This is a genomic window from Aromatoleum buckelii, assembly GCF_012910785.2.
Taxonomy (GTDB): Bacteria; Pseudomonadota; Gammaproteobacteria; order Burkholderiales; family Rhodocyclaceae; genus Aromatoleum; species Aromatoleum buckelii.
The window spans coordinates 661,796-683,556 of record NZ_WTVH02000010.1 but is presented as its reverse complement, the minus strand read 5'-3'; the positions used below and the strand labels follow the sequence as shown (position 1 = coordinate 683,556).

At 65.7% G+C, this 21,761-nt stretch carries 22 protein-coding genes; 14 read left to right on the top strand and 8 right to left on the bottom strand.

Annotated features, from left to right (window positions below):
• The first annotated feature begins 69 nt into the window (after positions 1-69).
• The 3 genes from GO608_RS13940 (at position 70) to GO608_RS13930 (ending at position 1,822) form a co-directional block, all read left to right on the top strand.
• The gene (locus GO608_RS13940; RefSeq protein WP_169197915.1) at positions 70-522 is read left to right on the top strand and encodes a SixA phosphatase family protein; all 453 of its coding nucleotides are present in this window, start codon (positions 70-72) and stop codon (positions 520-522) included.
• A gap of 148 nt (positions 523-670) precedes the next feature.
• Positions 671-1,600 (top strand): hypothetical protein, encoded by a 930-nt coding sequence (locus tag GO608_RS13935; protein WP_169197916.1) that lies wholly within the window; start codon positions 671-673, stop codon positions 1,598-1,600.
• Between the two features lie 48 nt (positions 1,601-1,648).
• Positions 1,649-1,822: a hypothetical protein gene (locus GO608_RS13930; protein ID WP_169197917.1), complete on the top strand. Its 174-nt coding sequence runs from the start codon at positions 1,649-1,651 to the stop codon at positions 1,820-1,822.
• A 33-nt stretch (positions 1,823-1,855) separates the two neighbouring features.
• On the opposite strand, the gene mnmA is transcribed toward GO608_RS13930, so the two are convergent.
• From mnmA to GO608_RS13915, 3 genes are read right to left on the bottom strand one after another with little or no spacing between them, the layout of a single operon-like run.
• The gene (gene mnmA / locus GO608_RS13925; protein ID WP_169198011.1) at positions 1,856-2,953 is read right to left on the bottom strand and encodes a tRNA 2-thiouridine(34) synthase MnmA; all 1,098 of its coding nucleotides are present in this window, start codon (positions 2,951-2,953) and stop codon (positions 1,856-1,858) included.
• Positions 2,954-2,969: 16 nt separating this feature from the next.
• Positions 2,970-3,680 carry a hypothetical protein gene (locus tag GO608_RS13920; RefSeq protein WP_169197918.1) on the bottom strand — a complete coding sequence of 237 codons (711 nt, stop codon included), beginning with the start codon at positions 3,678-3,680 and terminating at the stop codon, positions 2,970-2,972.
• 11 nt (positions 3,681-3,691) lie between these two features.
• Entirely contained in the window at positions 3,692-4,147 is a 456-nt protein-coding gene (locus GO608_RS13915) for an NUDIX hydrolase (RefSeq protein WP_169197919.1), read from the bottom strand.
• 292 nt (positions 4,148-4,439) lie between these two features.
• Between GO608_RS13915 and GO608_RS13910 the strand changes: the two genes are divergently transcribed.
• From GO608_RS13910 to GO608_RS13895, 4 genes are all read left to right on the top strand, one after another.
• Positions 4,440-5,360 carry a branched-chain amino acid transaminase gene (locus GO608_RS13910; protein ID WP_169197920.1) on the top strand — a complete coding sequence of 307 codons (921 nt, stop codon included), beginning with the start codon at positions 4,440-4,442 and terminating at the stop codon, positions 5,358-5,360.
• A gap of 10 nt (positions 5,361-5,370) precedes the next feature.
• Complete coding sequence (locus GO608_RS13905; RefSeq protein ID WP_169197921.1) at positions 5,371-5,571, top strand: zinc-finger domain-containing protein; 201 nt, start codon at positions 5,371-5,373, stop codon at positions 5,569-5,571.
• Between the two features lie 109 nt (positions 5,572-5,680).
• Positions 5,681-6,112: a YybH family protein gene (locus tag GO608_RS13900; protein ID WP_169197922.1), complete on the top strand. Its 432-nt coding sequence runs from the start codon at positions 5,681-5,683 to the stop codon at positions 6,110-6,112.
• Positions 6,113-6,200: 88 nt separating this feature from the next.
• Positions 6,201-7,613: a phosphomannomutase/phosphoglucomutase gene (locus GO608_RS13895; protein WP_169197923.1), complete on the top strand. Its 1,413-nt coding sequence runs from the start codon at positions 6,201-6,203 to the stop codon at positions 7,611-7,613.
• Positions 7,614-7,725: 112 nt separating this feature from the next.
• Here the strand turns inward: GO608_RS13895 and alaS are convergent, their stop codons facing one another.
• Positions 7,726-10,347, bottom strand: coding sequence for an alanine--tRNA ligase (gene alaS, locus GO608_RS13890; RefSeq protein ID WP_169197924.1), 2,622 nt, complete (start codon positions 10,345-10,347; stop codon positions 7,726-7,728).
• 131 nt (positions 10,348-10,478) lie between these two features.
• On the opposite strand from alaS, the gene GO608_RS13885 reads away from it, so the two are divergent.
• On the top strand, positions 10,479-11,030 hold the full coding sequence (locus GO608_RS13885) for a cob(I)yrinic acid a,c-diamide adenosyltransferase (protein ID WP_011236389.1): 552 nt from the start codon (positions 10,479-10,481) through the stop codon (positions 11,028-11,030).
• 8 nt (positions 11,031-11,038) lie between these two features.
• Here GO608_RS13885 and dinB read toward each other — a convergent pair whose 3' ends face one another.
• The 4 genes from dinB to yjgA all read right to left on the bottom strand — a co-directional run bounded on the left by dinB (position 11,039) and on the right by yjgA (position 14,669).
• Positions 11,039-12,124 (bottom strand): DNA polymerase IV, encoded by a 1,086-nt coding sequence (gene dinB / locus GO608_RS13880; RefSeq protein ID WP_169197925.1) that lies wholly within the window; start codon positions 12,122-12,124, stop codon positions 11,039-11,041.
• A gap of 157 nt (positions 12,125-12,281) precedes the next feature.
• Complete coding sequence (aroG, locus tag GO608_RS13875; protein ID WP_169197926.1) at positions 12,282-13,364, bottom strand: 3-deoxy-7-phosphoheptulonate synthase AroG; 1,083 nt, start codon at positions 13,362-13,364, stop codon at positions 12,282-12,284.
• Between the two features lie 93 nt (positions 13,365-13,457).
• On the bottom strand, positions 13,458-14,048 hold the full coding sequence (gene mog, locus GO608_RS13870; RefSeq protein ID WP_169197927.1) for a molybdopterin adenylyltransferase: 591 nt from the start codon (positions 14,046-14,048) through the stop codon (positions 13,458-13,460).
• 48 nt (positions 14,049-14,096) lie between these two features.
• The gene (yjgA, locus tag GO608_RS13865) at positions 14,097-14,669 is read right to left on the bottom strand and encodes a ribosome biogenesis factor YjgA (protein WP_169197928.1); all 573 of its coding nucleotides are present in this window, start codon (positions 14,667-14,669) and stop codon (positions 14,097-14,099) included.
• A gap of 61 nt (positions 14,670-14,730) precedes the next feature.
• Here yjgA and pmbA point away from each other — a divergent pair, with 61 nt between their 5' ends.
• The 6 genes from pmbA (at position 14,731) to GO608_RS13835 (ending at position 21,728) form a co-directional block, all read left to right on the top strand.
• The gene (pmbA, locus tag GO608_RS13860; protein ID WP_169197929.1) at positions 14,731-16,071 is read left to right on the top strand and encodes a metalloprotease PmbA; all 1,341 of its coding nucleotides are present in this window, start codon (positions 14,731-14,733) and stop codon (positions 16,069-16,071) included.
• Positions 16,072-16,223: 152 nt separating this feature from the next.
• Complete coding sequence (locus tag GO608_RS13855) at positions 16,224-17,306, top strand: TRAP transporter substrate-binding protein (RefSeq protein ID WP_169197930.1); 1,083 nt, start codon at positions 16,224-16,226, stop codon at positions 17,304-17,306.
• Between the two features lie 234 nt (positions 17,307-17,540).
• On the top strand, positions 17,541-18,623 hold the full coding sequence (locus GO608_RS13850; RefSeq protein ID WP_169197931.1) for a TRAP transporter substrate-binding protein: 1,083 nt from the start codon (positions 17,541-17,543) through the stop codon (positions 18,621-18,623).
• Between the two features lie 158 nt (positions 18,624-18,781).
• Positions 18,782-19,390 (top strand): TRAP transporter small permease subunit, encoded by a 609-nt coding sequence (locus GO608_RS13845; protein ID WP_169197932.1) that lies wholly within the window; start codon positions 18,782-18,784, stop codon positions 19,388-19,390.
• Positions 19,387-21,075, top strand: a complete 1,689-nt coding sequence (locus GO608_RS13840) for a TRAP transporter large permease (protein ID WP_169197933.1) — start codon at positions 19,387-19,389, stop codon at positions 21,073-21,075. The genes GO608_RS13845 and GO608_RS13840 overlap by 4 nt, the downstream gene beginning before the upstream one ends.
• On the top strand, positions 21,069-21,728 hold the full coding sequence (locus GO608_RS13835; protein WP_211159303.1) for a histidine phosphatase family protein: 660 nt from the start codon (positions 21,069-21,071) through the stop codon (positions 21,726-21,728). Before GO608_RS13840 ends, GO608_RS13835 begins: the two co-directional genes overlap by 7 nt.
• Positions 21,729-21,761 lie beyond the last annotated feature (33 nt).

Sequence of the window (21,761 nt, the reverse complement as noted above, 5' to 3'; positions counted from 1 at the left end):
GACGGTCGACCCGTCATCGAGGCGTAACCAGCCGCATTCAGGCTGTCGCCCTTTGACCGGGAGCAAGCGATGGATTTGTTGTTGTGGCGTCACGCGGAGGCTGTCGAAGGCAGTCCGGACGGGGCCCGAGAACTGAGCGCGCGCGGGCGCGAGCAGGCGCGGCGCATGGCGCGCTGGCTCGACGAGCACCACCCGAAAGCACTGCGGATACTCGTCAGCCCGACGGTGCGCACGCGCCAGACCGCGCTGGCGTTCACGCGGGATTTCGAGATCGTGCCGTCGATCGGGCCCGAGGCCGGCGTCGCGGACCTCATCGCCGCGGCCCGCTGGCCGGAGGGGCGCGGCGCGTGTCTGATCGTCGGCCATCAGCCCACGCTGGGGCGGCTCGCGGCGCTGCTTTTGTGCGGCGCGGAAGCCGACTGGACGATCAAGAAAGGCGCGCTATGGTGGTTCAACAACCGCGTGCGCGAAGGCGAGCCGCAGACAGTGCTGCGGGCCGCAATCCCTGCCGATTTAACCTGATTCGGGAGGGCGTAGGGATGTGAAGCGCCCAAACTGCCCAACCTGGGGCGTGCCGCATCCAGGATGACGGGGAAACATGATTTCGTGCAGTGCACAACGCCCGGTTTCATGCCTAAACTGTCAGTCACATGAACCGAAATGGGCCGCCATGAACACACTGATCGCCAATGGCACTGTTCGCGTCATCGGGAACATCGAACGCGTCTTCTACGACGGTTACTGGATCAAGGCCTACGATCCGCCCGTGGACTCGCTGCGAGCAAAGAAGCAGCTGATCGAAGCCCTGACGCGCCGGCTGTTCAATCACGTCGAACACGGCATCAACATCCCGGGACGTCGGCTGAACGAAGCGCGACAGGCCTTCGAGTCGGAGACCGAACCGGCGCGCAAGCGGGTCAAGGGAGCGATGCTCGCCGGAGCATTGTTCAACCGCGCGACCGACATCTTCACGAAACTCATGGAACTGCAGGAGCTCGGCATCGAGATCGACGAGGAAAACGCGTTGATGCGCGAGTGCGGCTTCTGTCTGCAGGAAGCGCTGACTTTCGGCAAAATGGTGCTGCACCGCAGCGGCGAAGAGGGCATCGACGAGCTGTGGGGCGAGCCGTTCCGGGCATTCTCGATCCCGGTCGAAGCCTTCTACGACAGCCGCTATATCAAAATTGCCCAGACCCTGCGTGACATCGATCGCATTGCGCAGGTGATCGTCGGGACTTTCGGCGGGACGCGGCTGTTCGAAGGCATCGAAGGCCCGGTGCTGCGCTTCACCGAGGCCGCCAAGATCAAATGCGAAACGCTGCGCACCGACCCGGCGATTTTCGACGTGTGGGCGGATTTCGCCGTAGCCGGCGAAGAACTCGCCGCGTTCGCGCCGCGGCTCGTCGGCGCGACGTCGGCAGAGGACCTGCAGCTTGCGGCCGACGGGCTGCAGCTCATCGTGAAAGGCCGTGATCTCGTTGGCCACATCACGCGGGCGCGGGTGGCGATGCCGAAGAGCACGCGCGAATACATCGAGCACTGCGAACATTACAGTGCGAGAATTCACAGTCATTTTCAGGGCTGCATGAGCCTGCCCTGAACCCACACCGGCCCGCCACCGTGGCCGATTCCTACCAGGACAAAGTCGATGAAACGCACCGATCTCGAAAAACTCAACGGACTGAAAATCCAGGGCCGGATGAAGCGCGACGGCACGCCCGAGCGGTTCCGCTCGGGGGCCGAAAACGAGGCGAAGGCGCCGCTCAATCCGTTGATCGAAAAATTGCTGCGCAAGAGCCTCGGAGCCAAGAGCGGGGGCTGAGCGTCCGCGCCGGGCCAAGCCCGACCGCAGCGGTCAGGCGATCACGCCCCCGCCGAGGCACACCTTCGATTCATACACGACGACGCTCTGCCCCGGCGTCAGCGCCCATTGCGGCTCCGCGAACACGATCTCGGCGCGCCCGTCGGCAATCGCCTCGATCTCGCACGGCATGTCCGGCGTCCGGTACCGCGGCTTCGACGTGTACACCCAGTGCGTATGCGGGTCGCGACCGGCGATCCAGTGCAGGTCGGTCGCGGCTAGGCGGGTCTTCAGCAGGGCCGGATGTTCGTGCCCCTGAACTGCGTACAGCACGTTGGCCTTGACGTCCTTGCCGGCGACATACCACGCATCGTGCTCACCCGCGTCGTCCTGGCGGCCTTTGATGCCGCCGATGTGCAACCCTTTGCGCTGGCCGATCGTGTGGTACATCAGGCCCTGGTGCTCGCCGATGACGCGACCGTCGTCGAGGTTGCGGATCTCGCCCGGGCGCATCGGCAGGTAGCGCATCAGGAATTCGCGGAATGGCCGTTCGCCGACGAAGCAGATGCCGGTCGAATCCTTCTTCCCGGCGACATGCAGGCCGGCGTCGGCCGCGATGCGCCGCACGTCGCGCTTGTAGAGGGCGCCGAGGGGAAACAGCGTTTTCGCGAGCTGCGCCTGGCTCAGCCGGTACAGGAAATAGCTCTGGTCCTTCGTGCCGTCCTCGGCCTTCAGCAGCTGGTATTCGCTGCGCCCGTCATTGGTCCATTCGCGCACCTGCGCATAGTGACCGGTGGCGATACGATCTGCGCCGAGCGCCATCGCATGATCGAGAAAACAGCGGAACTTGATCTCGGAATTGCACAGGATGTCCGGGTTCGGCGTGCGCCCGGCCTCGTATTCGCGCAGGAAATCGGCGAACACGCGATCCTTGTACTCGGCCGAGAAATTGACGACTTCGAGGTCGATGCCGATGACGTCGCAGACCGACGCCACATCGACGAGGTCCTCACGCGTCGAGCAGTACTCGTCGTCGTCATCGTCCTCCCAGTTCTTCATGAACAGGCCGGTCACGTCAAAACCCTGCTGCTTGAGCAACAGCGCGGTCACCGAGGAGTCGACGCCGCCGGACATGCCGACGACGACCTTCATCCCGTTGGGATCGGTATTACTGGACATTCGGTCCTTCTCCATTGAGCCATTCGGCCAGCGGCAGCACGACTGCCGGCTCGCCATGATTTCCGAACCAGCTATCGACGACGAAACGTCCGGCCGGGGCAGCGATCTCTGCAGCACCAGGCGCCAACGCTTCGGGGTCGTGCGGTCGCGGGATGTCGTCGACGACATTCTGGCAGTCGCACAGCGCGAGCAACAGCGGCACGTGATCGGGAACACTGCCCGCCACAGCGTCGGGAACCTCCGGTGCCGCCGGCCAAGGGGGCGGGACCTCCTCGATCAGCGCCGAGAAATGCTGGAAGATCACGCGCGAGCGACGCGCCGGCTCGAGCACGCGGTGAAAACGCAGCCAGCCGCGGCTTGCCATCAGCGCGAGCAGACGCGTCGTTGTCGTCGCGTGGTCAATGCAGTCCATTCGCCCGTCGATGCCGTCATCGAGAAAATTGCCGGCACGATCGGCCGCGATCGGCGATTGCTCCCCGGCGATCCGGTGCAACGCGGCGACCGCGAGCGATATCGCCGCCCGTTCCCGCTCTGCATCGCCGGCGTCCGAAAACAGCCGCCCGACCTCGTCGAGCCGCTGGTCGCCAAACCGCACTTCCGCGCTCGCCGCACAGCCGTAATTGAAGCAGACGTCGACGGAGGCGGCCGCCTGCACGGCACTGCCGACGGACATCGCGAAGATGAACGGCCAACGATGCATCGGTGCCGCAGTCAGCCGGGGTAGTGCGTGATGAACTCGAGCGGGTAGCGGCGCCCGGCAATCCAGTCGTCGATGCAGCGCATCACGAGCGGACTGCGGTGGCGGGCCCTGCAGTTGCGTAGCTCGTCCGCCGTCAGCCACACTGCCCTGACGATGCCGTCGTCGAGTTTCGCGCCGGTCGACTCGCCGAGCACCGGCCCGCCAAAGGTGAAGCGCAGGTAGGTGATGTCGCCGTCCGGCACCGGCCACTGATAAACGCCGACGAGGCACTCCGGCACGAAACGGTACGCGGTCTCCTCGAGCACTTCACGCGTCGCCGCCGCGACCAGCGACTCCCCTTCTTCGAGATGCCCCGCCGGCTGGTTGAAGCGCAATCCGTCGGCAGTCTCTTCCTCGACGACGAGGAAGCGGCCGCCGCGCTCGATGATCGCCGCGACGGTGACGTTGGGTTTCCAGGATCTGTTCATCGCTTTGCCGCGCAAAGGCGCAATTTTAGCGCCTCGGGCGCTGCCCTTGAAGGTTGCGGCGCGCCGGCACTTGATGACGCGCAGGCGCCCACGGCTTTTCGTCGTCTACAGTTTTATTTCGCCAAACCGTCCGGCGACTTGCCGGACGCATGGTCCGGCAAGTCGCCGGACAGGTGCCGAGAACGCGCCGCGGCGCGGCAAAAATACCGGACTTTGCGCTAGAATCGCCCGCTTGATCCGCTTCGCCGCGGACGCCTACACCAACCTGATTTTCCGCTGGAGAACACGCACCATGTCCATGGCTGACCGCGACGGTTTCATCTGGCAGGACGGCAAACTCGTGCCGTGGCGCGAAGCCACGACTCACGTCCTGACCCACTCCCTGCATTACGGCCTGGCCGTCTTCGAGGGCGTGCGCGCGTACAACACCGCCAAGGGCACCGCGATCTTCCGCCTCGCCGAGCACACGCAGCGCCTGATCAACTCGGGCAAGATCTACCGCATGGAGATCCCGTTCTCGAAGGAAGAGCTGATGGAAGCGCAGAAGGAAGTCGTGCGCGCCAACAAGCTCGAATCCTGCTACCTGCGCCCGCTCGCGTTCTACGGTTCGGAGAAGATGGGCATCTCGACGCGCGGCGCGACCGTGCACGTCGCGATCGCCGCGTGGCCGTGGGGCGCATACCTCGGCGAGGAAGGCCTCGAGAAGGGCATCCGCATCAAGACGTCGTCCTACTCCCGCCACCACGTCAACGTCACGATGCCGCGCGCGAAGATGTCCGGCAGCTATGCGAATTCGATCCTCGCCAACCTGGAGGCGACCGAGGACGGCTACGACGAGGCGCTGTTGCTCGACACCCAGGGCTTCGTCGCCGAAGGCTCGGGCGAGAACCTCTTCGTCATCAAGGACGGCAAGATCTACGAACCCGAGATCGCGTCGGCGCTGACCGGCATCACGCGCGACTCGGTGATCCAGGTCGCACGCGAATTCGGCTACACGGTCGAGTCACGCCGCATGACGCGCGACGACATCTACATCGCCGACGAAGCCTTCTTCACCGGCACGGCGGCGGAAGTGACGCCGATCCGCGAACTCGACAACCGCACGATCGGCGAAGGCCGTCGCGGCCCGATCACCGCCAAGATCCAGGCCCGCTTCTTCGATATCGTCAATGGCCGCGCGCCCGAATACGAGCGCTGGCTCACCCACGTCTGAGGATTCCTCCATGGCCGAAACTCGCGACAAGACCCAGCCGATCGCCGTCACGGCGGCTGACCTGCCACTCGCCTGCCCGCGCCCCGACGCCCCGCTGTGGGCGCGGCACCCGCGGGTGTTTCTCGACGTGCTGAAGGAAGGCGAATCGGTGTGCCCGTACTGCAGCGCCAAGTACGTGTTCACCGGCGAGCATCCGAAAGGCCACCACTGAACGGCCTCGCCGCGCGGGGGCCTCTTCCCGGCTGTCCGTTCCGTAATCAATGGGGGGCGAAGATGCTTCCGCGCAGTTTCGCTCGGTTGCGGGAGAGGATTGAAACATCGTGAGCAAACCCATCTACACTTCGGTCGCCGAAGCGGAAGCGGCGTTCTACGACGCGCTGGCACGTTCGGACCTCGATGCAATGATGACGGTCTGGTCGGAAGACGACGAAGTCGTCTGCGTGCATCCGGACACGCCGCGCCTGGTCGGCCTCGCCGCAGTGCGCGAATCGTGGCGGCAACTGTTCGCCGGCGGCACGCGGCTGCAGGTGCGCACGTCCCACCACGTGGTGTGCCAGAACATGCTGCTGACGATCCACAACGTGATCGAACACGTCGCGGTCGAAGGCGAGGACCGGCTACCGCCGCCGATGATCGCGACCAACGTTTATACGCGCGGAGCGCTCGGCTGGCGCCTCGTCATGCACCACGCATCGCCGGCGCCGGAAAACCCGCACGCGCCGACTCACGGCACGTCGCACGTCATGCACTGAACGGGCTGTAACAGCCCGGACAGGGCGCCCGCTGGCAGGTCTGCGATAATGCCGCCCGTCATTCACCCACCTTCGACCGGCCTGCGCCATGACTCCTACTCCGAACTCCGCGACGCCCTCCTCCTACGCTCCGCCCGCTGCCGAGATCTTCAAGGCCTACGATATTCGCGGCATCGTCGACAAGACGCTCACCGCCGAAGCCGTCGGCGCGATCGGCCATGCGCTGGGTTCCGAGGCCCGCAAACGCTCGCAGCGCGCGATCGCGATCGGCCGTGACGGGCGCCTGTCGGGCCCCGAACTGGCGGGCGCGCTCGCCGACGGCATCCGCGCCGCCGGCGTCGATGTCATCGACATCGGCTGCGTGCCGACGCCGCTGACGTACTTCGCCGCCTACCATCTCGGCACCGATTCCTGCGTCAGCGTCACCGGCAGCCACAACCCGCCCGACTACAACGGCCTGAAGATGGTGCTCGGCGGCGAGACGCTCCACGGCGACCTTATCCAGGACCTGCGCCGGCGCATCGTCGACAATGACCTCACCCATGGTGCAGGCGAGCTGCGCGAAGCCCGGGTCCTCGACGCCTATCTCGACCGCGTCACCTCCGACGTGAAGCTCGCCCGGCCCGTGAAGATCGTCATCGACTGCGGCAACGGCGTCGCCGGCGCGGTCGCCCCGCAGCTTTTCCGCCGCCTCGGCTGCGAACTCGTCGAGCTCTTCTGCGACGTCGACGGCACGTTCCCGAACCATCACCCCGATCCGTCCAAGCCCGAGAACCTGCAGGACGTCATCCGTGCGCTGCGTGACACAGACGCCGAACTGGGCCTCGCGTTCGACGGCGACGGCGACCGCCTCGGCGTCGTCACGAAAGCCGGGCAGATCATCTACCCCGACCGCCAGCTGATGCTGTTTGCCGCGGACGTGCTGTCGCGCGTGCCGGGCGGCGAGATCATCTACGACGTCAAATGCACGCGCAACCTCGCCGCCTGGATCCGCGAGCACGGCGGCAAGCCGACGATGTGGAACACCGGCCACGCGCTCGTGAAGGCGAAGCTTAGGGAAACCGGCGCGCCGCTCGCCGGCGAGATGAGCGGCCACGTGTTCTTCAAGGAGCGCTGGTACGGCTTCGACGACGGCCTGTACGCCGGCGCGCGCCTGCTCGAGATCCTGTCGCGCGCAGCCGATCCCAGCGCGGTGCTCGACGCGCTGCCCGATGCGGTGAGCACGCCCGAGCTCAATATCAAGATGGCCGAAGGCGAGCCGTTCGAGCTTGTGCGCCGGCTGAAGGAGTCCGCGCGCTTCGACGGCGCCACCGATGTCGTCACGATCGACGGCGTGCGCGTCGAATACGCCGACGGCTTCGGCCTCGCGCGGCCGTCGAACACGACGCCGGTCGTCGTGCTGCGCTTCGAAGCCGACTCGCAGCACGCGATCGAGCGCATCCAGGCGGATTTCCGGCGCGCGATCGAAGGCGTGTGGCCGGGCGTGCAACTGCCATTCTGAGCGACCCGCGCGGCCTGCGAGGGGACGGCCGGGCGCGGCCGCGGTCCACTCGCGGCCGGTCGGAACCGAAAAAAAGCCGCCCGCAGGCGGCTTTTTCCGGAAGCGCGGGTGCTCAGAGGCGCGCTTCGGCCCAGGCTTTGACCGACGCGAGCGCTGCCGGCAGATGCGCCGGTTCGGTGCCGCCTGCCTGCGCCATGTCGGGGCGGCCGCCGCCTTTGCCGCCGACCTGCTGCGCGACCATGTTGACGAGCTCGCCCGCCTTCAGCTTCGCCGTCAGATCCGCCGTGACCCCCGCGATCAGGCTCACGCGCCCGTCAGCGACCGCTGCGAGCACGATCACTGCGGACTTGAGCTTGTCCTTGAGCTTGTCGAGCGTCTCGCGCAGCGTCGCGACATCGGCGCCTTCGAGCATCGCGGCGAGCACTTTCGCACCCCGCACCTCGACTGCCTGCGCGACGAGCTCGTCGCCCTGGCTCGCGGCAAGCCGCGACTTCATCCGCGCAAGCTCTTTTTCGAGCGCGCGCACGTTGTCGAGGATGCCGGCGATGCGCTCCGCGACCTCGTCGGGCTGCACTTTCAGCAGCGCCGAGATGCCCTGCACGCGCCGCTCCTGCTCCTGCGCGTAGCGCAGCGCGTTCGCGCCGGTCACCGCCTCGATGCGACGTACGCCGGCCGCGACGCCGCCTTCCGAAACGATCTTGAACAGGCCGATGTCGCCGGTGCGGGTCACATGCGTGCCGCCGCACAGTTCCTTGCTCGAGCCGATCGCGAGCACCCGCACCTCGTCACCGTACTTTTCGCCGAACAGCATCATCGCGCCGGACTTCTGCGCGTCGTCGATCGACATCACCCGCGCCTCGGTCGCGATGTTCGCGAGGATCTCGGCATTGACGAGCTCCTCGACTTCGCGGATCTCCTCGGGCGACAGCGGCGCGGTGTGCGCGAAGTCGAAGCGCGTCTTGTCGGCGTCGACCTGCGAGCCTTTCTGCTGCACGTGCGCGCCGAGCACTTCGCGCAGCGCCTTGTGCATCAGGTGCGTGACCGAATGGTTGCGCTGCGTGCTCGCGCGCGCCTCGCCGTCGACCCGCGCGACGAGCTCCTGCCCGAGCGCGAGTCGCCCGGTCTTGACGACACCGTGGTGCCCATACACTGCGGCCTGGATCTTCTGCGTGTCCTCGACCTCGAAAATCCCGGCGCTGCCGCGCAGCTCACCCCGGTCCCCGACCTGGCCGCCGGACTCGGCGTAGAACGGCGTGTTGTCGAGGACGACGACGCCGATGTCGCCTTCCTGGAGTTCCGCGACCGGCGCGCCGTCCTTGTACAGCGCCAGCACCTTGCCGCGCTCCTCGAGCCGCTCGTAACCGTGGAACTTCGTTTCCGGGCCCTCGTATACGAGGTTCATCGCCATGCGGAACTTGCCGGCGGCGCGCGCCTGCTCTTTCTGGCGCGCCATCGCCGCGTCGAACGCTGCCGCGTCGACGGTGACGTCGCGTTCGCGGCAGACGTCGGCGGTGAGGTCGAGCGGAAAGCCGTAGGTGTCGTGCAGCTTGAACGCGGTTTCGCCGTTGAACGTCCGGTTGCCGGCCGTCGCCATCGCGGCCAGCTCGGTTTCGAGAATCGCCATGCCGTTCTCGATCGTCGCGAAGAAACGCTCCTCTTCCTGCTTCAGCACGTCGGCGACGCGCGCCTGCCCGGCTTTCAGCTCCGGGTATGCGACCCCCATCTCGGCCACCAGGTCCGGCACCAGCCGGTGGAAGAACGCCGCTCGTGCGCCGAGCTTGTAGCCGTGGCGGATCGCGCGCCGGATGATGCGGCGCAGCACGTAGCCACGCCCCTCGTTGCCGGGGATCACGCCGTCGGCGATCAGGAACGAGCACGCCCGGATGTGGTCCGCGATCACGCGCAGCGAAGGGCTGTCGAGGTCCGCACATATGGTCTCGCGCGCCGCCGCGCGGATCAGGTTCTGGAACAGATCGATCTCGTAGTTGCTGTGCACGTGCTGCAGCACCGCCGAGACGCGCTCGAGGCCCATGCCGGTATCGACGCTGGGCTTGGGCAGCGGATGCATCACGCCCGCGTCGTCGCGGTTGAACTGCATGAACACGTTGTTCCAGATCTCGATGTAGCGATCGCCGTCCTCGTCCGGCGATCCCGGCGGGCCGCCCCAGATCTCGGGACCGTGGTCGTAGAAGATCTCGGTGCACGGGCCGCATGGTCCGGTGTCGCCCATCATCCAGAAGTTGTCGGACGCGTAGCGCGCGCCCTTGTTGTCGCCGATGCGGATCACGCGCTCGGCCGGAACGCCGATTTCCTTCGTCCAGATGTCGTAGGCTTCGTCGTCGTCCGCGTAGACGGTGACCCACAGCTTGTCCTTCGGCAGCCCGAACTCTTCGGTCAGCAGTTCCCACGCGTACGTGATCGCGTCGCGCTTGAAGTAGTCGCCGAAGCTGAAGTTGCCGAGCATCTCGAAGAACGTGTGATGCCGTGCGGTGTACCCGACGTTCTCGAGGTCGTTGTGCTTACCGCCTGCGCGCACGCATTTCTGCGACGTCGTCGCGCGGCTGTACGGCCGCTTGTCGAAGCCGAGGAAGACGTCCTTGAACTGGTTCATCCCGGCGTTCGTGAACAGCAGCGTCGGGTCGTCGTGCGGCACCAGCGAACTGGAGGCGACGATCTGGTGACCTTTGGATTCGAAGAACTTCAGGAACTTCTCGCGGATTTCAGCGCTTTTCATGGGGGAGGTTCGCCTGGACAGATCGGATCGACACAGCGGAATTCGTAAAACGGCGATTCTAACGGATGAAAGGAGGGCGAGAGGCTTCGCCTATAATCGGCCGACCCCCAACTGCACAGGAAGACGAGAAAATGGGACATCGGCTCTCGAAGATCTACACCCGCACCGGCGACGCCGGGACGACCGGGCTGGGCGACGGCAAGCGCGTTGCGAAGAACAGCCTGCGCATCGACACGCTCGGTGAAGTCGACGAACTGAACGCGGTCGTCGGGCTGCTGCTGTGCGAGGACCTGCCGGACGACGTGCAGGCGCTGCTGACGGACGTGCAGCACGATCTCTTCGACCTCGGCGGCGAAATCTGCATCCCCGGCATGAGCATGATCAGCCAGAAACATGTCGACAAGCTCGAGACCGAACTCGACCGGCTCAACGAGCCGCTCGAGCCGCTGAAGGACTTCATCCTGCCCGGCGGCAGCCGCGCCGCGGCGCTCGCGCACCTCGCGCGCACGGTTTGCCGCCGCGCGGAACGTGCGATCGTCGCGCTGGGACAGGAAGAAGCGATCAACGACGGGCCGCGCCAGTATTTGAACCGGTTTTCCGACCTGCTGTTCGTGCTCGGACGCGTGCTCAACCGTGCCGCAGGTCGCGGCGACGTGCTGTGGCAGAAGGGCAAGAACGCCTGAGATCAGCGTCACGGCCGACCGTCGTCGTGCGGAGCGAGGCCCGCGAACAGCTCAAGCTGCGGGTCCGGCGCCGCAGGGGCGGCGAAGCGCACCCCGACACCGAGCAGGCGCACCGGCAGCGCGCGGCGCCGATACCCTTCCGTCAGGAGCTTGATCCATGTTTCCAGGCCCGGACTCGGATTGACGCACTCGGCTGTGGTCCGGGTGAAATCGGAGAACCGTAGCTTGACGAAGACCTTGTGGACCGTCTCGCCGTCTTGTAGCCGCGCCATCCGGCGCGAGAATTGCTCGACGAGCGCCGGCAACGCATCGAGGCAGGCCTGCAGATCGGGAAGATCGCGGTTGTAGGTCGTCTCCACCGAAAGCGATTTGCGCTCGCGGTCGGGCGCAACCGGCCGGTCGTCGATGCCCCGGCACAACCGATGCAGTTTCGCGCCGAAACTGCCGAATTCCTGTGTCAGGTCGGCGACGCCCCAGGAGCGCAGATCACCGCACGTCTCGACTCCGAGCCGCAGCAGATGCTCGGCGGTGACCTTGCCGACGCCGAAGATCTTCTTCACCGGCAACTCGGCGACGAAGCGGTCGACCTCTTGCGGCGGCACGACGAACTGGCCGTTCGGCTTCCTCCAGTCGCTCGCGACCTTCGCGACGAATTTGTTCGGCGCGATGCCGGCTGACGCGGTGATGCCGACTTCGTCATGAATGCGGCTGCGGATCTCCTGCGCCATCAGCGTCGCACTGCCGCGGCAGCGATCCACCGCGGTGACGTCGAGATAGGCCTCGTCGAGCGACAGCGGTTCGACGAGCGCGGTGTATTCGCGGTAGATCGCGAGGATCTGGCGCGACGCGGCACGGTAGCGGGTGAAGTCCGGCGGCAGCAGCAGCAGGTGCGGGCACAGCCGCAGCGCGTGCGCCGTCGACATCGCCGAGCGCACGCCGAAAGCGCGCGCCTCGTAGTTGCACGTCGCGACGACGCCGCGCTCGTCGGGCTTGCCGCCGACCGCAAGCGGACGGCCGACGAGCGACGGATCGTCGCGCATCTCGACTGCCGCATAGAAGCAGTCGCAATCGCAGTGGATGATCTTGCGCGACACGCGCTGTGCCCGATACGGAGGATCGACGTTGCGAATTCAGGCGCCGGACCCGGCATCCATCACGGGTGGTCCGGGAAGTCGCGGCGTCTTGCGGCAGGTCGGCGCATCCATGATCCCGGCCTTCAACTGCCGGCGCGGCAGCTACTCGAGCGCCGCGTCACTCCAGGTCGGCGCGTTTGACGCGGCGCTGGCGTACCGCCTCGGCGAGGATTTCGAGCACGGTGACGCTGTCTTCCCAGCCCAGGCACGCGTCGGTGATGCTCTTGCCGTACTCGAGTTCCTTGCCCGGAATCAGGTCCTGGCGCCCTTCCTTCAGGTGCGACTCGACCATCACGCCGATGATGCGGTCGTCGCCGTCCGCCATCTGCACGCCGACATCGCGCGCGACCTCGATCTGCAGGCGGTGCTGCTTGCGGCTGTTCGCGTGCGAGAAGTCGATCATCACCTTGCCCGGCACGCCCGAAGCGGCGAGTTCCTTGCAGGCTGCATCGACGCTGGCGGCATCGTAGTTGGTGCTCTTGCCGCCGCGCAGGATGACGTGGCAGTCCTCGTTGCCGAGCGTCGTGACGATCGCCGAATGCCCCGCCTTGGTCACGGACAGGAAATGGTGCGGCGACTGTGCAGCCTTGATCGCATCGACGGCGATCCTGACGTTGCCGTCGGTGCCGTTCTTGAAGCCGACCGGGCACGACAGCCCGGATGCGAGTTCGCGGTGCACCTGGCTCTCGGTCGTGCGCGCGCCGATCGCGCCCCACGCGATCAGGTCGGCGATGTACTGCGGCGTGATCATGTCGAGGAACTCGGTGCCCGCCGGCAGGCCCATCTCGTTGATCTCCCACAGCAGCTTGCGCGCGAGCCGCACGCCTTCGTTGATGCGGAAGCTGTTGTCGAGGTATGGGTCGTTGATCAGGCCTTTCCAGCCGACCGTCGTGCGCGGCTTCTCGAAATAGACGCGCATCACGACGAGCAGATCGTCCTTGAGGCGCGCCGCCTCGACCTTGAGCTTGCGTGCGTATTCGAGCGCCGCGTCCAGATCGTGGATCGAGCACGGCCCGATGACGACCAGCAGGCGGTCGTCCGCGCCGAACAGGATGCGGTGGATCCCCTGCCTCGCCTCGTACGCCACTTCGGCCGCTTTCGGCGTCGCCGGAAATTCGCGCAGCACGTGGGCGGGCGGAATCAGTTCCTTGATCTCCTGGATGCGGACATCATCGATGTGAATCTTCACTGAGGCGGACATGGCGAAACTCTGTTGGGCAGCGTTGGCAAGCGCACGATTCTAGCCGAAGATCGCCCGTTCCTGCGCCGGCAGCGTCCCGCAGCGCGTCCGGAGTCAGGCCTTTTTCGCCCGGATCGCCTGCTTCGGACGGAAGGCCTTGATGACGTCGTCATTGGTCTCGACGTACGGCCCGCCGATCAGGTCGATGCAGTACGGAATCGCCGCGAAGATGCCGACGTGGCTCACCGAACCGTCGGCCGCGCGCAGTCCTTCGAGGGTTTCACGGATCGATTTCGGCTGTCCAGGCAGGTTGACGATCAGGCTCTTGCCGCGGATCACGGCGACCTGCCGCGACAGGATCGCGGTCGGCACGAAGTTGAGGCTGATCCGGCGCATCTCCTCGCCGAAGCCGGGCATCTCCTTTTCGCCGACCGCAAGGGTCGCTTCCGGCGTGACGTCGCGCGGTGCCGGGCCGGTGCCGCCGGTGGTCAGGATCAGCGCACAGCCGGCGGCGTCGGCAAGCTCGATCAGCGTGCGCTCGATCGTCGGCCGGTCGTCCGGAATCAGCCGCATTTCGGCGCGCCACGGCGAAGTCAGCGCGCGATCGAGCCACTCGCGCAGCGCCGGAATGCCCTGATCCTGATACGTGCCGTCGGAGGCGCGGTCGCTGATCGACACCAGGCCGATCGTGATTTCGTCACTCATGAGAATCCCCTTTCGATCATCGGCCACTGCCGGAACACCCGGCGGTGCTCACTCTTCGTCGTCATCCTGCGGCTCGTCCGCCGGCGGTGCGGCAGCGCCGGCGTCGAGGTCCCGCAGCACGCGGAACAGCTCGCGGAACGCGCGCGGCGGCTTGTTCTGCTCGCGCTCCTTCAGCGCATTGCGACGCAACATGCGCAGCTGCTGGAAATCCGCCTCCGGCCAGGTCTCGGCGATCCTCTGCAGCACCTTCTCGTCGTCGAGCACATCGGCGCGCAGGCGCTCGAGCCGATGCTGGCGCGCGATCTCGGCCTTCGACAGGCCGTTGAACACGTCGAGCTGCGCCTGGATAGGTTCGGGATCGATGTGGCGCATCAGCTTGCCGACGTATTGCATCTGGCGGCGCCGCGCCTCGTGCTTCGTTATGCGCTTGGCCTCGCGCACCGCGTCGGCGAGCGCTTCGGGCATCGGCACTTTCTTCAGCTGGTCGACAGACAGCGCGACCAGTTGCTCGCCGAGATCCTGCAGCGCGTGCATGTCGCGCTTGCGCTGGCTCTTGCTCGGCGGCAGCGGCAGCGCTTCCTCGTCGTCGGGCAGGTTGTCGTCGTGGTCGGCGTGGATCATGAAAAGTACAGTGCGTGGGAACGGGGTAAGATTATAGCCTTTGCTCCCTGGTCTCCCGCCCATGTCCGCTCAAGGCTTCTCGTTCCCCCCCGACCGGCTGCACGAAATCGCCGCCGATGTGCTGAAATTCGCAAAAAAGCGCGGCGCGACGGCATGCGAAACCGATGTTTCAGAAGGGTTCGGCCAGTCGGCGACGGTGCGCAAAGGCGAAGTCGACACGATCGAATACAACCGTGACAAGGGCATCGGCGTCACGGTCTACGTCGGCCAGCAGCGTGGCCACGCGAGCACTTCGGATTTTTCGAAGGCGGCGCTGAAGGCGACCGTCGAAGCGGCCGTCTCGATCGCCCGCTTCACCGCGCCCGACCCGTGCGCCGGCCTCGCCGAGCCGGAGCTGATGGCAAAAGACTGCCCGGATCTCGACCTCCACCACCCATGGCAGCTCAGCGTCGAGGACGCGATCACCGCGGCGCGCGAGTGCGAGGAGGCGGCGTTCGCCGTGAGTCCGAAGATCACGAATTCCGAAGGGGCGAGCGTCTCGACACAGGAATCGCACTTCGTCTCGGCGAACAGCGCCGGCTTCATCGGCGGCTACGCCAGTTCGCGCCACAGCATCTCGTGCTCGGTCATCGCCGGCGAAGGCGACGGCATGCAGCGCGAATACTGGTACGACTCGCGCCGCGACGCGGCCGACCTGATGGCGAGCGATCTGGTTGGACGGCGTGCAGCCGAACGAGCCCTCGCCCGCCTCGGCGCGCGCAAGATCAAGACCTGCGAGGCGCCGGTGCTGTTCGAAGCGCCGCTGGCGGTCGCGCTGGTCGGGAATTTCGTCCACGCGGTCAGCGGCGGCTCGCTGTACCGCAAGTCGTCGTTCCTGCTCGACAGCCTCGGCCAACCGGTGTTCTCGCCGATCGTGAACATCTCCGAGCGCCCGCACGTGCCGAAAGGCTTCGGCTCGAGCCCGTTCGACAGCGACGGTGTCGCGACGCGCGACCGTGAAGTCGTCAGTGACGGCGTGCTGCAAGGCTATTTCCTGTCGACCTATTCGGCACGCAAGCTCGGGCTTCAGACGACCGGCAACGCCGGCGGCTCGCACAACCTCGTCGTCGGCGCCGGGGGCATGGACTTCCCGGCACTCGTCAAGCACATGGACCGCGGCCTCGTCGTCACCGAACTCCTCGGCCACGGCGTCAATTACGTCACCGGCGACTACTCCCGCGGCGCGGCCGGCTACTGGGTCGAAAAAGGCAAGATCAAGCACGCGGTCGAGGAAATCACGATCGCCGGCAACCTGCGCGACATGTTCCGCAGCATCGTCGCGATCGGCAACGACGCGCTGCCGCGCGGCGCGAAGCATTGCGGCTCGGTGCTCATCGAGCGCATGAAGATCGCCGGGCGCTGAACGCGCTGCATCTCATTGTCGTGGCGTGGCATACCGGATGGCCGTACGCTTTTGAAGCGGCGGGCGTTTCTCTGTGAGGCCGCGCCCGCACCACCCTTCGGGAAATCTCGCCGGCATTGCCGGGAATTCATAAAGCACAACAAGGAGAGATCGTGGAACGTCGAAAATTTCTCAGAAGCGCGGGTCTGGCCGGCGTGCTCGCCGGAGCCAGCGCCCCGGCGATCGTCCATGCGCAGGAAAACATCCGCTGGCGTCTCGCGTCGAGCTTCCCGAAGTCGCTCGACACGCTGATCGGCGCCGCCGAGACTTTCGCGAAGAACGTCGCCGAATCGACCGGCGGCAAGTTCACCGTCACGGTGCATGCCGCCGGTGAACTGGTGCCGGCCTTCGGCGTCGTCGATGCGCTGCAGCAGGGGTCGATCGAATGCGCGAACACCGCGCCCTATTATTTCTTCGGCAAGGACGAAGCGTTCGCGTTCGACTGCGCGATCCCGTTCGGCATGAACGCACGCCAGCTCACGGCATGGATGTATGAGGGCAATGGCCAGAAGCTGCTGCGCGAATTTTATGCGCCCTACAACATCATCAGCCTGCCGATGGGCAACACCGGCGCGCAGATGGGGGGCTGGTACCGCAAGGAAATCAAGTCCGTCGCCGACTTCGACGGCATGAAGATGCGCATCGGCGGCTTCGGCGGGCGCGTGCTGGCAAAACTCGGCGTGGTGTCGCAGAACATTCCGGCCGGCGAGATCTACTCGGCGCTGGAAAAAGGCACGATCGACGCAACCGAGTTCGTCGGCCCGCACGACGACCTCAAACTCGGCCTGCACCGGGTCGCACCGTATTATTACTATCCGGCATGGTGGGAGGGTAGCGCACAGACCACGCTGTACATCAACGCGAAGGCCTTCAACGGGCTGTCGAACGAGTACAAGTCGATCGTGCGCCAGGCGGCATCGGATTCGCACGTCGTGACCCAGGCCCGTTACGATGCCCGCAACCCGGCCGCGCTCAAGCAGCTGATTTCCGAAGGCGCCAAGCTCAAGCGGCTACCCAAGGATGTCATGGACGCCGCGTTCAAGGCGTCGCGCGAAGTCTATGCCGAGCTGAACGACAAGAACCCGGCGTGGAAGAAGATCTACGCGGACTACTCGCGCTTCATGCAGGCACAGTACCAATGGACGCCGCTCGCCGAAGGCAGCTACGACCAGTACATGGCCGCGCAGAAGCTGTAACGAGCCCGTCGGAACGCCCGCCGGCAGCAACGCCGGGGGGCGCTTCCGGAAAGTCCCTTTCCGCCTACCCGCGGGCATGGCGAACACCCCTGTCGTATCCCTGCAGCTACCGCCGCCCAACCCCTTCCGGCCCGGCTGAAACACAGGATATTAGGGTTTCCCGCGAATTTCGCCGCCGCGCGAACCCTTGTACTCTCAGCGCCATTCCAACAACGGAAGGCCAAGGGAGACATCGTGGAACGTCGTTCATTTCTGAAAAATGCAGGTATCGCCGGAGTCCTCGCTGCCGGTTCCGCCCCCGCCATCATCCACGCGCAGCAGAACCTGCGCTGGCGTCTGGCGTCGAGTTTCCCGAAGTCGCTGGAGACGCTCTTCGGCGGGGCCGAGACTTTTGCGAAGAACGTCACCGAAGCCACCGGCGGGAAATTCACGGTGAGCGTCCATGCGGCCGGCGAACTCGTCCCGGCTTTCGGGGTCGTCGATGCGATCCAGCAGGACACGATCGAATGCGCGCACACCGCGCCGTATTACTTCTTCGGCAAGGACGAAGCTTTTGCGCTCGACTGCGCGATTCCGTTCGGCATGAACTCCCGGCAACAGACCGCGTGGATGTACGAAGGCAACGGCCTGAAGCTGATGCGCGAATTCTATGCCAACTACAACATCATCAATTTCCCGATGGGCAATTCGGGCGCGCAGATGGGCGGCTGGTACCGCAAGGAGATCAAGTCGCTCGCCGACGTGAACGGACTGAAGATGCGCATCGGCGGCTTCGGCGGCCGTGTGCTGGCCAAGCTCGGCGCAGTGCCGCAGAACATTCCCGCAGCGGAAATCTACCAGTCGCTCGAGAAAGGCACCGTGGATGCCGCGGAGTGGATCGGGCCCTATGACGACCTGAAGCTGGGCCTGCACAAGGTCGCCAAGAACTACTACTACCCCGCGTGGTGGGAAGGCAGCACGCAGTTCTCGGTCCTGATCAATACGAAGGCGTTCAACTCGTTGTCGAACGAGTACAAGGCGATCGTACGCCAGGCCGCCTCCGACGCGCATGTCAGTGTTCAGGCGACTTACGACGGCCGCAACCCGACGGCGCTCAAGCAGCTGATCGCCGAAGGCGCGAAGCTCAGCCGCCTGCCGAAGGAAGTGATGGACGCGGCCTTCAAGGCGTCGCGCGAAGTCTATGCCGAGCTGAACGACAAGAACCCGAACTGGAAGAAGATCTACGCCGACTACTCGCGCTTCCAGGCCGACGCGTATCAGTGGGAAGGCATCGCCGAAGGCAGCTACGACCAGTACATGTCGGCACAGAAACTCTGATCTGCATCACGCACGGCCCCCGCCGGGGGCCGGCGCCGCTTCCCGCCGCCCGATGCGGCGCTGTAGCATCCCGCGGGTAGCATCGAATTCTCGCGCCAAGCGCGGCCCCCGCATGCCGCCGCTCGCGCCACTTCCTTCCGTTTCAGGCGAATTACCCGATGGGAACTCTGCTCAAGTTGTCACACCTCATCGACGCATTCAGCCGCTTCATCGGCAAGTCGATCATCTGGCTGGTGCTGGCCGCGACGCTGATCAGCGCCGCCAACGCCGTCGCCCGCAAGGCGTTCAGCATCGGCTCGAACGCGTTTCTCGAAATCCAGTGGTACCTGTTCGCCGCAGTGTTCATGCTCGGCGCCGGCTATGCATTTCTGCAGAACGCGCATGTGCGCATCGACGTCATCGCGAACAAGATGAGCAGTCGCATGCGCAACTACGTGGACGTCTTCGGAATCATCGTCTTCCTGCTGCCGCTGTGCTATTTCATGATCAGCTTCTCGTGGCCTGTTGTGCATGGCGCCTACGTGTCCGGCGAGATGTCCTCCAACGCCGGCGGCCTGATCCGCTGGCCCGTCTACGCGCTGGTTCCCGTCGGCTTCGCGCTGCTCGGGCTGCAGGCCGTCTCCGAACTGATCAAGCGCGTCGCCTTTCTCACGGGCCGCGGCCCGGACCCGCTGGCCACTGCTGGACATGACGAAACGAAGGACCACATCCACGCCGCCGTCGGCGACACCTCCGAGACCAACGCTGCCGGCGAGTCCCAAAAATGATTGAATTCGTCTCCGCCAACATCGCCCCGATCATGTTCGGGGTCATCATCTTCTTCCTGCTTTCCGGCTTCCCGGTCGCGTTTTCCCTTTCGGCTTGCGGGCTGTTCTTCGGCTTCGTCGGCCTCGAACTCGGCCTGATTCCCGCCGCCCTGTTCCAGGCGCTGCCGTTGCGGGTGTTCGGCATCATGCAGAACGACACGCTGCTGGCGATCCCGTTCTTCACGCTGATGGGCCTGATCCTCGAACGAAGCGGCATGGCCGAGGATCTGCTCGAGACCGTGGGACAGGTGTTCGGCCCGATCCGCGGCGGCCTCGCCCTCGCGGTGATCTTCGTCGGCGCACTGCTCGCGGCGACGACCGGCGTCGTCGCCGCGTCGGTGATCTCGATGGGCCTGATTTCGCTGCCGATCATGCTGCGCTACGGCTACAGCCGCCCGGTCGCCGCCGGCGTCATCACCGCCTCCGGTACCCTCGCCCAGGCAATTCCGCCGTCGCTGGTGCTGATCGTCATGGCCGACCAGCTTGGCCGCAGCGTCGGCGACATGTACAAGGGCGCGATGATCCCGGCGCTGATGCTCGTCGCGCTCTACGCACTGTTCATCGTCGGGCTGGCAATCTTCAAGCCCAAAATGGTGCCCGCCCTGCCGCCCGAGGCGCTCACCTACCGGGAACCCAACGGCAGTTCGGGCATGCCCTCGCTCGGCGTCCTCTTCGTCCTTGTCACCGCGATTTCGGTCGCGCTGGGCAAGTACTACGGCGAAGTCCTGAGCTTCATGGAGGGCCAGCCGGTGACGGAGCCGGCCCTCGACGAAACGATCGTCGTCGCGATGACTTTCGGCACCCTCTTGGCGCTGCTTCTCGCCGTCCTGAACCGCATTTTCCGGCTCGGCCTGCTGTCGCGCATCGCCGAACGCGTGACGTTCGTGCTGATCCCGCCGCTGACGCTGATCTTCCTCGTGCTCGGCACGATCTTCCTCGGCGTCGCGACACCGACCGAAGGCGGTGCGATGGGGGCAGTCGGCGCGCTGGCGATGGCAGTGTCGCGTCGCCGGCTCGATTTCAAGACGCTGCTCCAGGCGCTCGAAGCGACGTCGCGGCTGTCGATCTTCGTACTCTTCATCCTCGTCGGGTCGACGATCTTCAGCTTCGTCTTCACCGCGGTCGACGGCCAGATCTGGGTCGAACACCTGTTCGACCGGCTGCCCGGCGGGCAGCTCGGCTTCCTGTTGTTTGTGAACACCGTGATCTTCTTCCTCGGTTGCTTCATCGACTTCTTCGAGATCGCGTTCATCCTGCTGCCGCTGCTCGGACCTGTCGCTGAAAACATGGGCATCGACCTGATCTGGTTCGGCGTGATCATCGCGATCAACCTGCAGACCTCGTTCCTGACGCCACCGTTCGGCTTCGCGCTGTTCTACCTGCGCAGCGTCGCGCCGGTCGCCTCGTACCCGGATCGTGTCACCGGCAAGCGCATCGAGGGCGTCAAGACCGCCGACATCTATCGCGGATCGATCGCGTTCGTCATCATCCAGCTGATCATGGTCGGTCTTGTCATCGGCTTCCCGCAGCTGGTGACCGGCGGTCTCGATGACAACGTCAAGATCGATCTCGACACCATCCAGATCCAGCGGCCGCCGGGCGACGGGGGCGGCTGGGGCGACAACACGGGCGGCGACGCATGGTGATGATGCGGGCGACGCGGCTGTGCCTGGTTCGCCACGGCGAAACGGCGTGGAACGCGGAAAGACGCCTGCAGGGACACTTGGACGTGCCGCTCAATGAAATCGGTCACGCCCAGGCGGAAGCGACTGCCGCGAGCCTCGCCGAACACCGCTTCGCTGCGTTCTACTGCAGCGACCTGCGCCGCGCGCAGCAGACCGCGGCGGCGGCGGGCCGCACGCTCGGGTTCGAGGCGACGCTCGAACCCGAGCTGCGCGAACGGCACTACGGGATATTCCAGGGCCTCACCTACGACGAAGCCCGCGAGCGATTCCCCCAGGACTTCGCCCGCTTCCACGCCCGCGACCCCGACTTCGCGTTTTGCGGCGACGGCGAGAGCCTCGCCGCCTTCGCCGCACGCATCCACCGTGCGCTCGACCGTATCGCTGCCCGTCATGCAGGCCGGCAGACGCTGGTCGTCACGCACGGCGGCGTGCTCGACATCGCCCATCGCCTTGCGACGGGCAAGGCGCTCGACGCGCCGCGCGACTTCACGATTCCGAACGCCGCGCTCAACTGGATCAACTGGATCGAGTTCGACGGCCGCCGCTGGCACCTTCTCGCGTGGGCCGATCAGGCTCACTTGCCAGCCGCCCGCGACGAACTGCCGAACACCTGACGGTCCGCCTCGACACAGCCGCCTGCGATCGGC

Coding starts and splice junctions, on each gene's coding strand:
- GO608_RS13905 (WP_169197921.1), top strand. CDS start 5,371: ATGGCCGAAACTCGCGACAAGACCCAGCCGATCGCCGTCACGGCGGCT.
- alaS (WP_169197924.1), bottom strand. CDS start 10,347: ATGAAAAGCGCTGAAATCCGCGAGAAGTTCCTGAAGTTCTTCGAATCC.
- GO608_RS13940 (WP_169197915.1), top strand. CDS start 70: ATGGATTTGTTGTTGTGGCGTCACGCGGAGGCTGTCGAAGGCAGTCCG.
- mnmA (WP_169198011.1), bottom strand. CDS start 2,953: ATGAAGGTCGTCGTCGGCATGTCCGGCGGCGTCGACTCCTCGGTGACC.
- GO608_RS13920 (WP_169197918.1), bottom strand. CDS start 3,680: ATGCATCGTTGGCCGTTCATCTTCGCGATGTCCGTCGGCAGTGCCGTG.
- GO608_RS13895 (WP_169197923.1), top strand. CDS start 6,201: ATGACTCCTACTCCGAACTCCGCGACGCCCTCCTCCTACGCTCCGCCC.
- GO608_RS13885 (WP_011236389.1), top strand. CDS start 10,479: ATGGGACATCGGCTCTCGAAGATCTACACCCGCACCGGCGACGCCGGG.
- aroG (WP_169197926.1), bottom strand. CDS start 13,364: ATGTCCGCCTCAGTGAAGATTCACATCGATGATGTCCGCATCCAGGAG.
- pmbA (WP_169197929.1), top strand. CDS start 14,731: ATGTCCGCTCAAGGCTTCTCGTTCCCCCCCGACCGGCTGCACGAAATC.
- GO608_RS13840 (WP_169197933.1), top strand. CDS start 19,387: ATGATTGAATTCGTCTCCGCCAACATCGCCCCGATCATGTTCGGGGTC.
- GO608_RS13910 (WP_169197920.1), top strand. CDS start 4,440: ATGTCCATGGCTGACCGCGACGGTTTCATCTGGCAGGACGGCAAACTC.
- GO608_RS13835 (WP_211159303.1), top strand. CDS start 21,069: ATGGTGATGATGCGGGCGACGCGGCTGTGCCTGGTTCGCCACGGCGAA.
- GO608_RS13915 (WP_169197919.1), bottom strand. CDS start 4,147: ATGAACAGATCCTGGAAACCCAACGTCACCGTCGCGGCGATCATCGAG.
- GO608_RS13845 (WP_169197932.1), top strand. CDS start 18,782: ATGGGAACTCTGCTCAAGTTGTCACACCTCATCGACGCATTCAGCCGC.
- GO608_RS13935 (WP_169197916.1), top strand. CDS start 671: ATGAACACACTGATCGCCAATGGCACTGTTCGCGTCATCGGGAACATC.
- mog (WP_169197927.1), bottom strand. CDS start 14,048: ATGAGTGACGAAATCACGATCGGCCTGGTGTCGATCAGCGACCGCGCC.
- yjgA (WP_169197928.1), bottom strand. CDS start 14,669: ATGATCCACGCCGACCACGACGACAACCTGCCCGACGACGAGGAAGCG.
- GO608_RS13930 (WP_169197917.1), top strand. CDS start 1,649: ATGAAACGCACCGATCTCGAAAAACTCAACGGACTGAAAATCCAGGGC.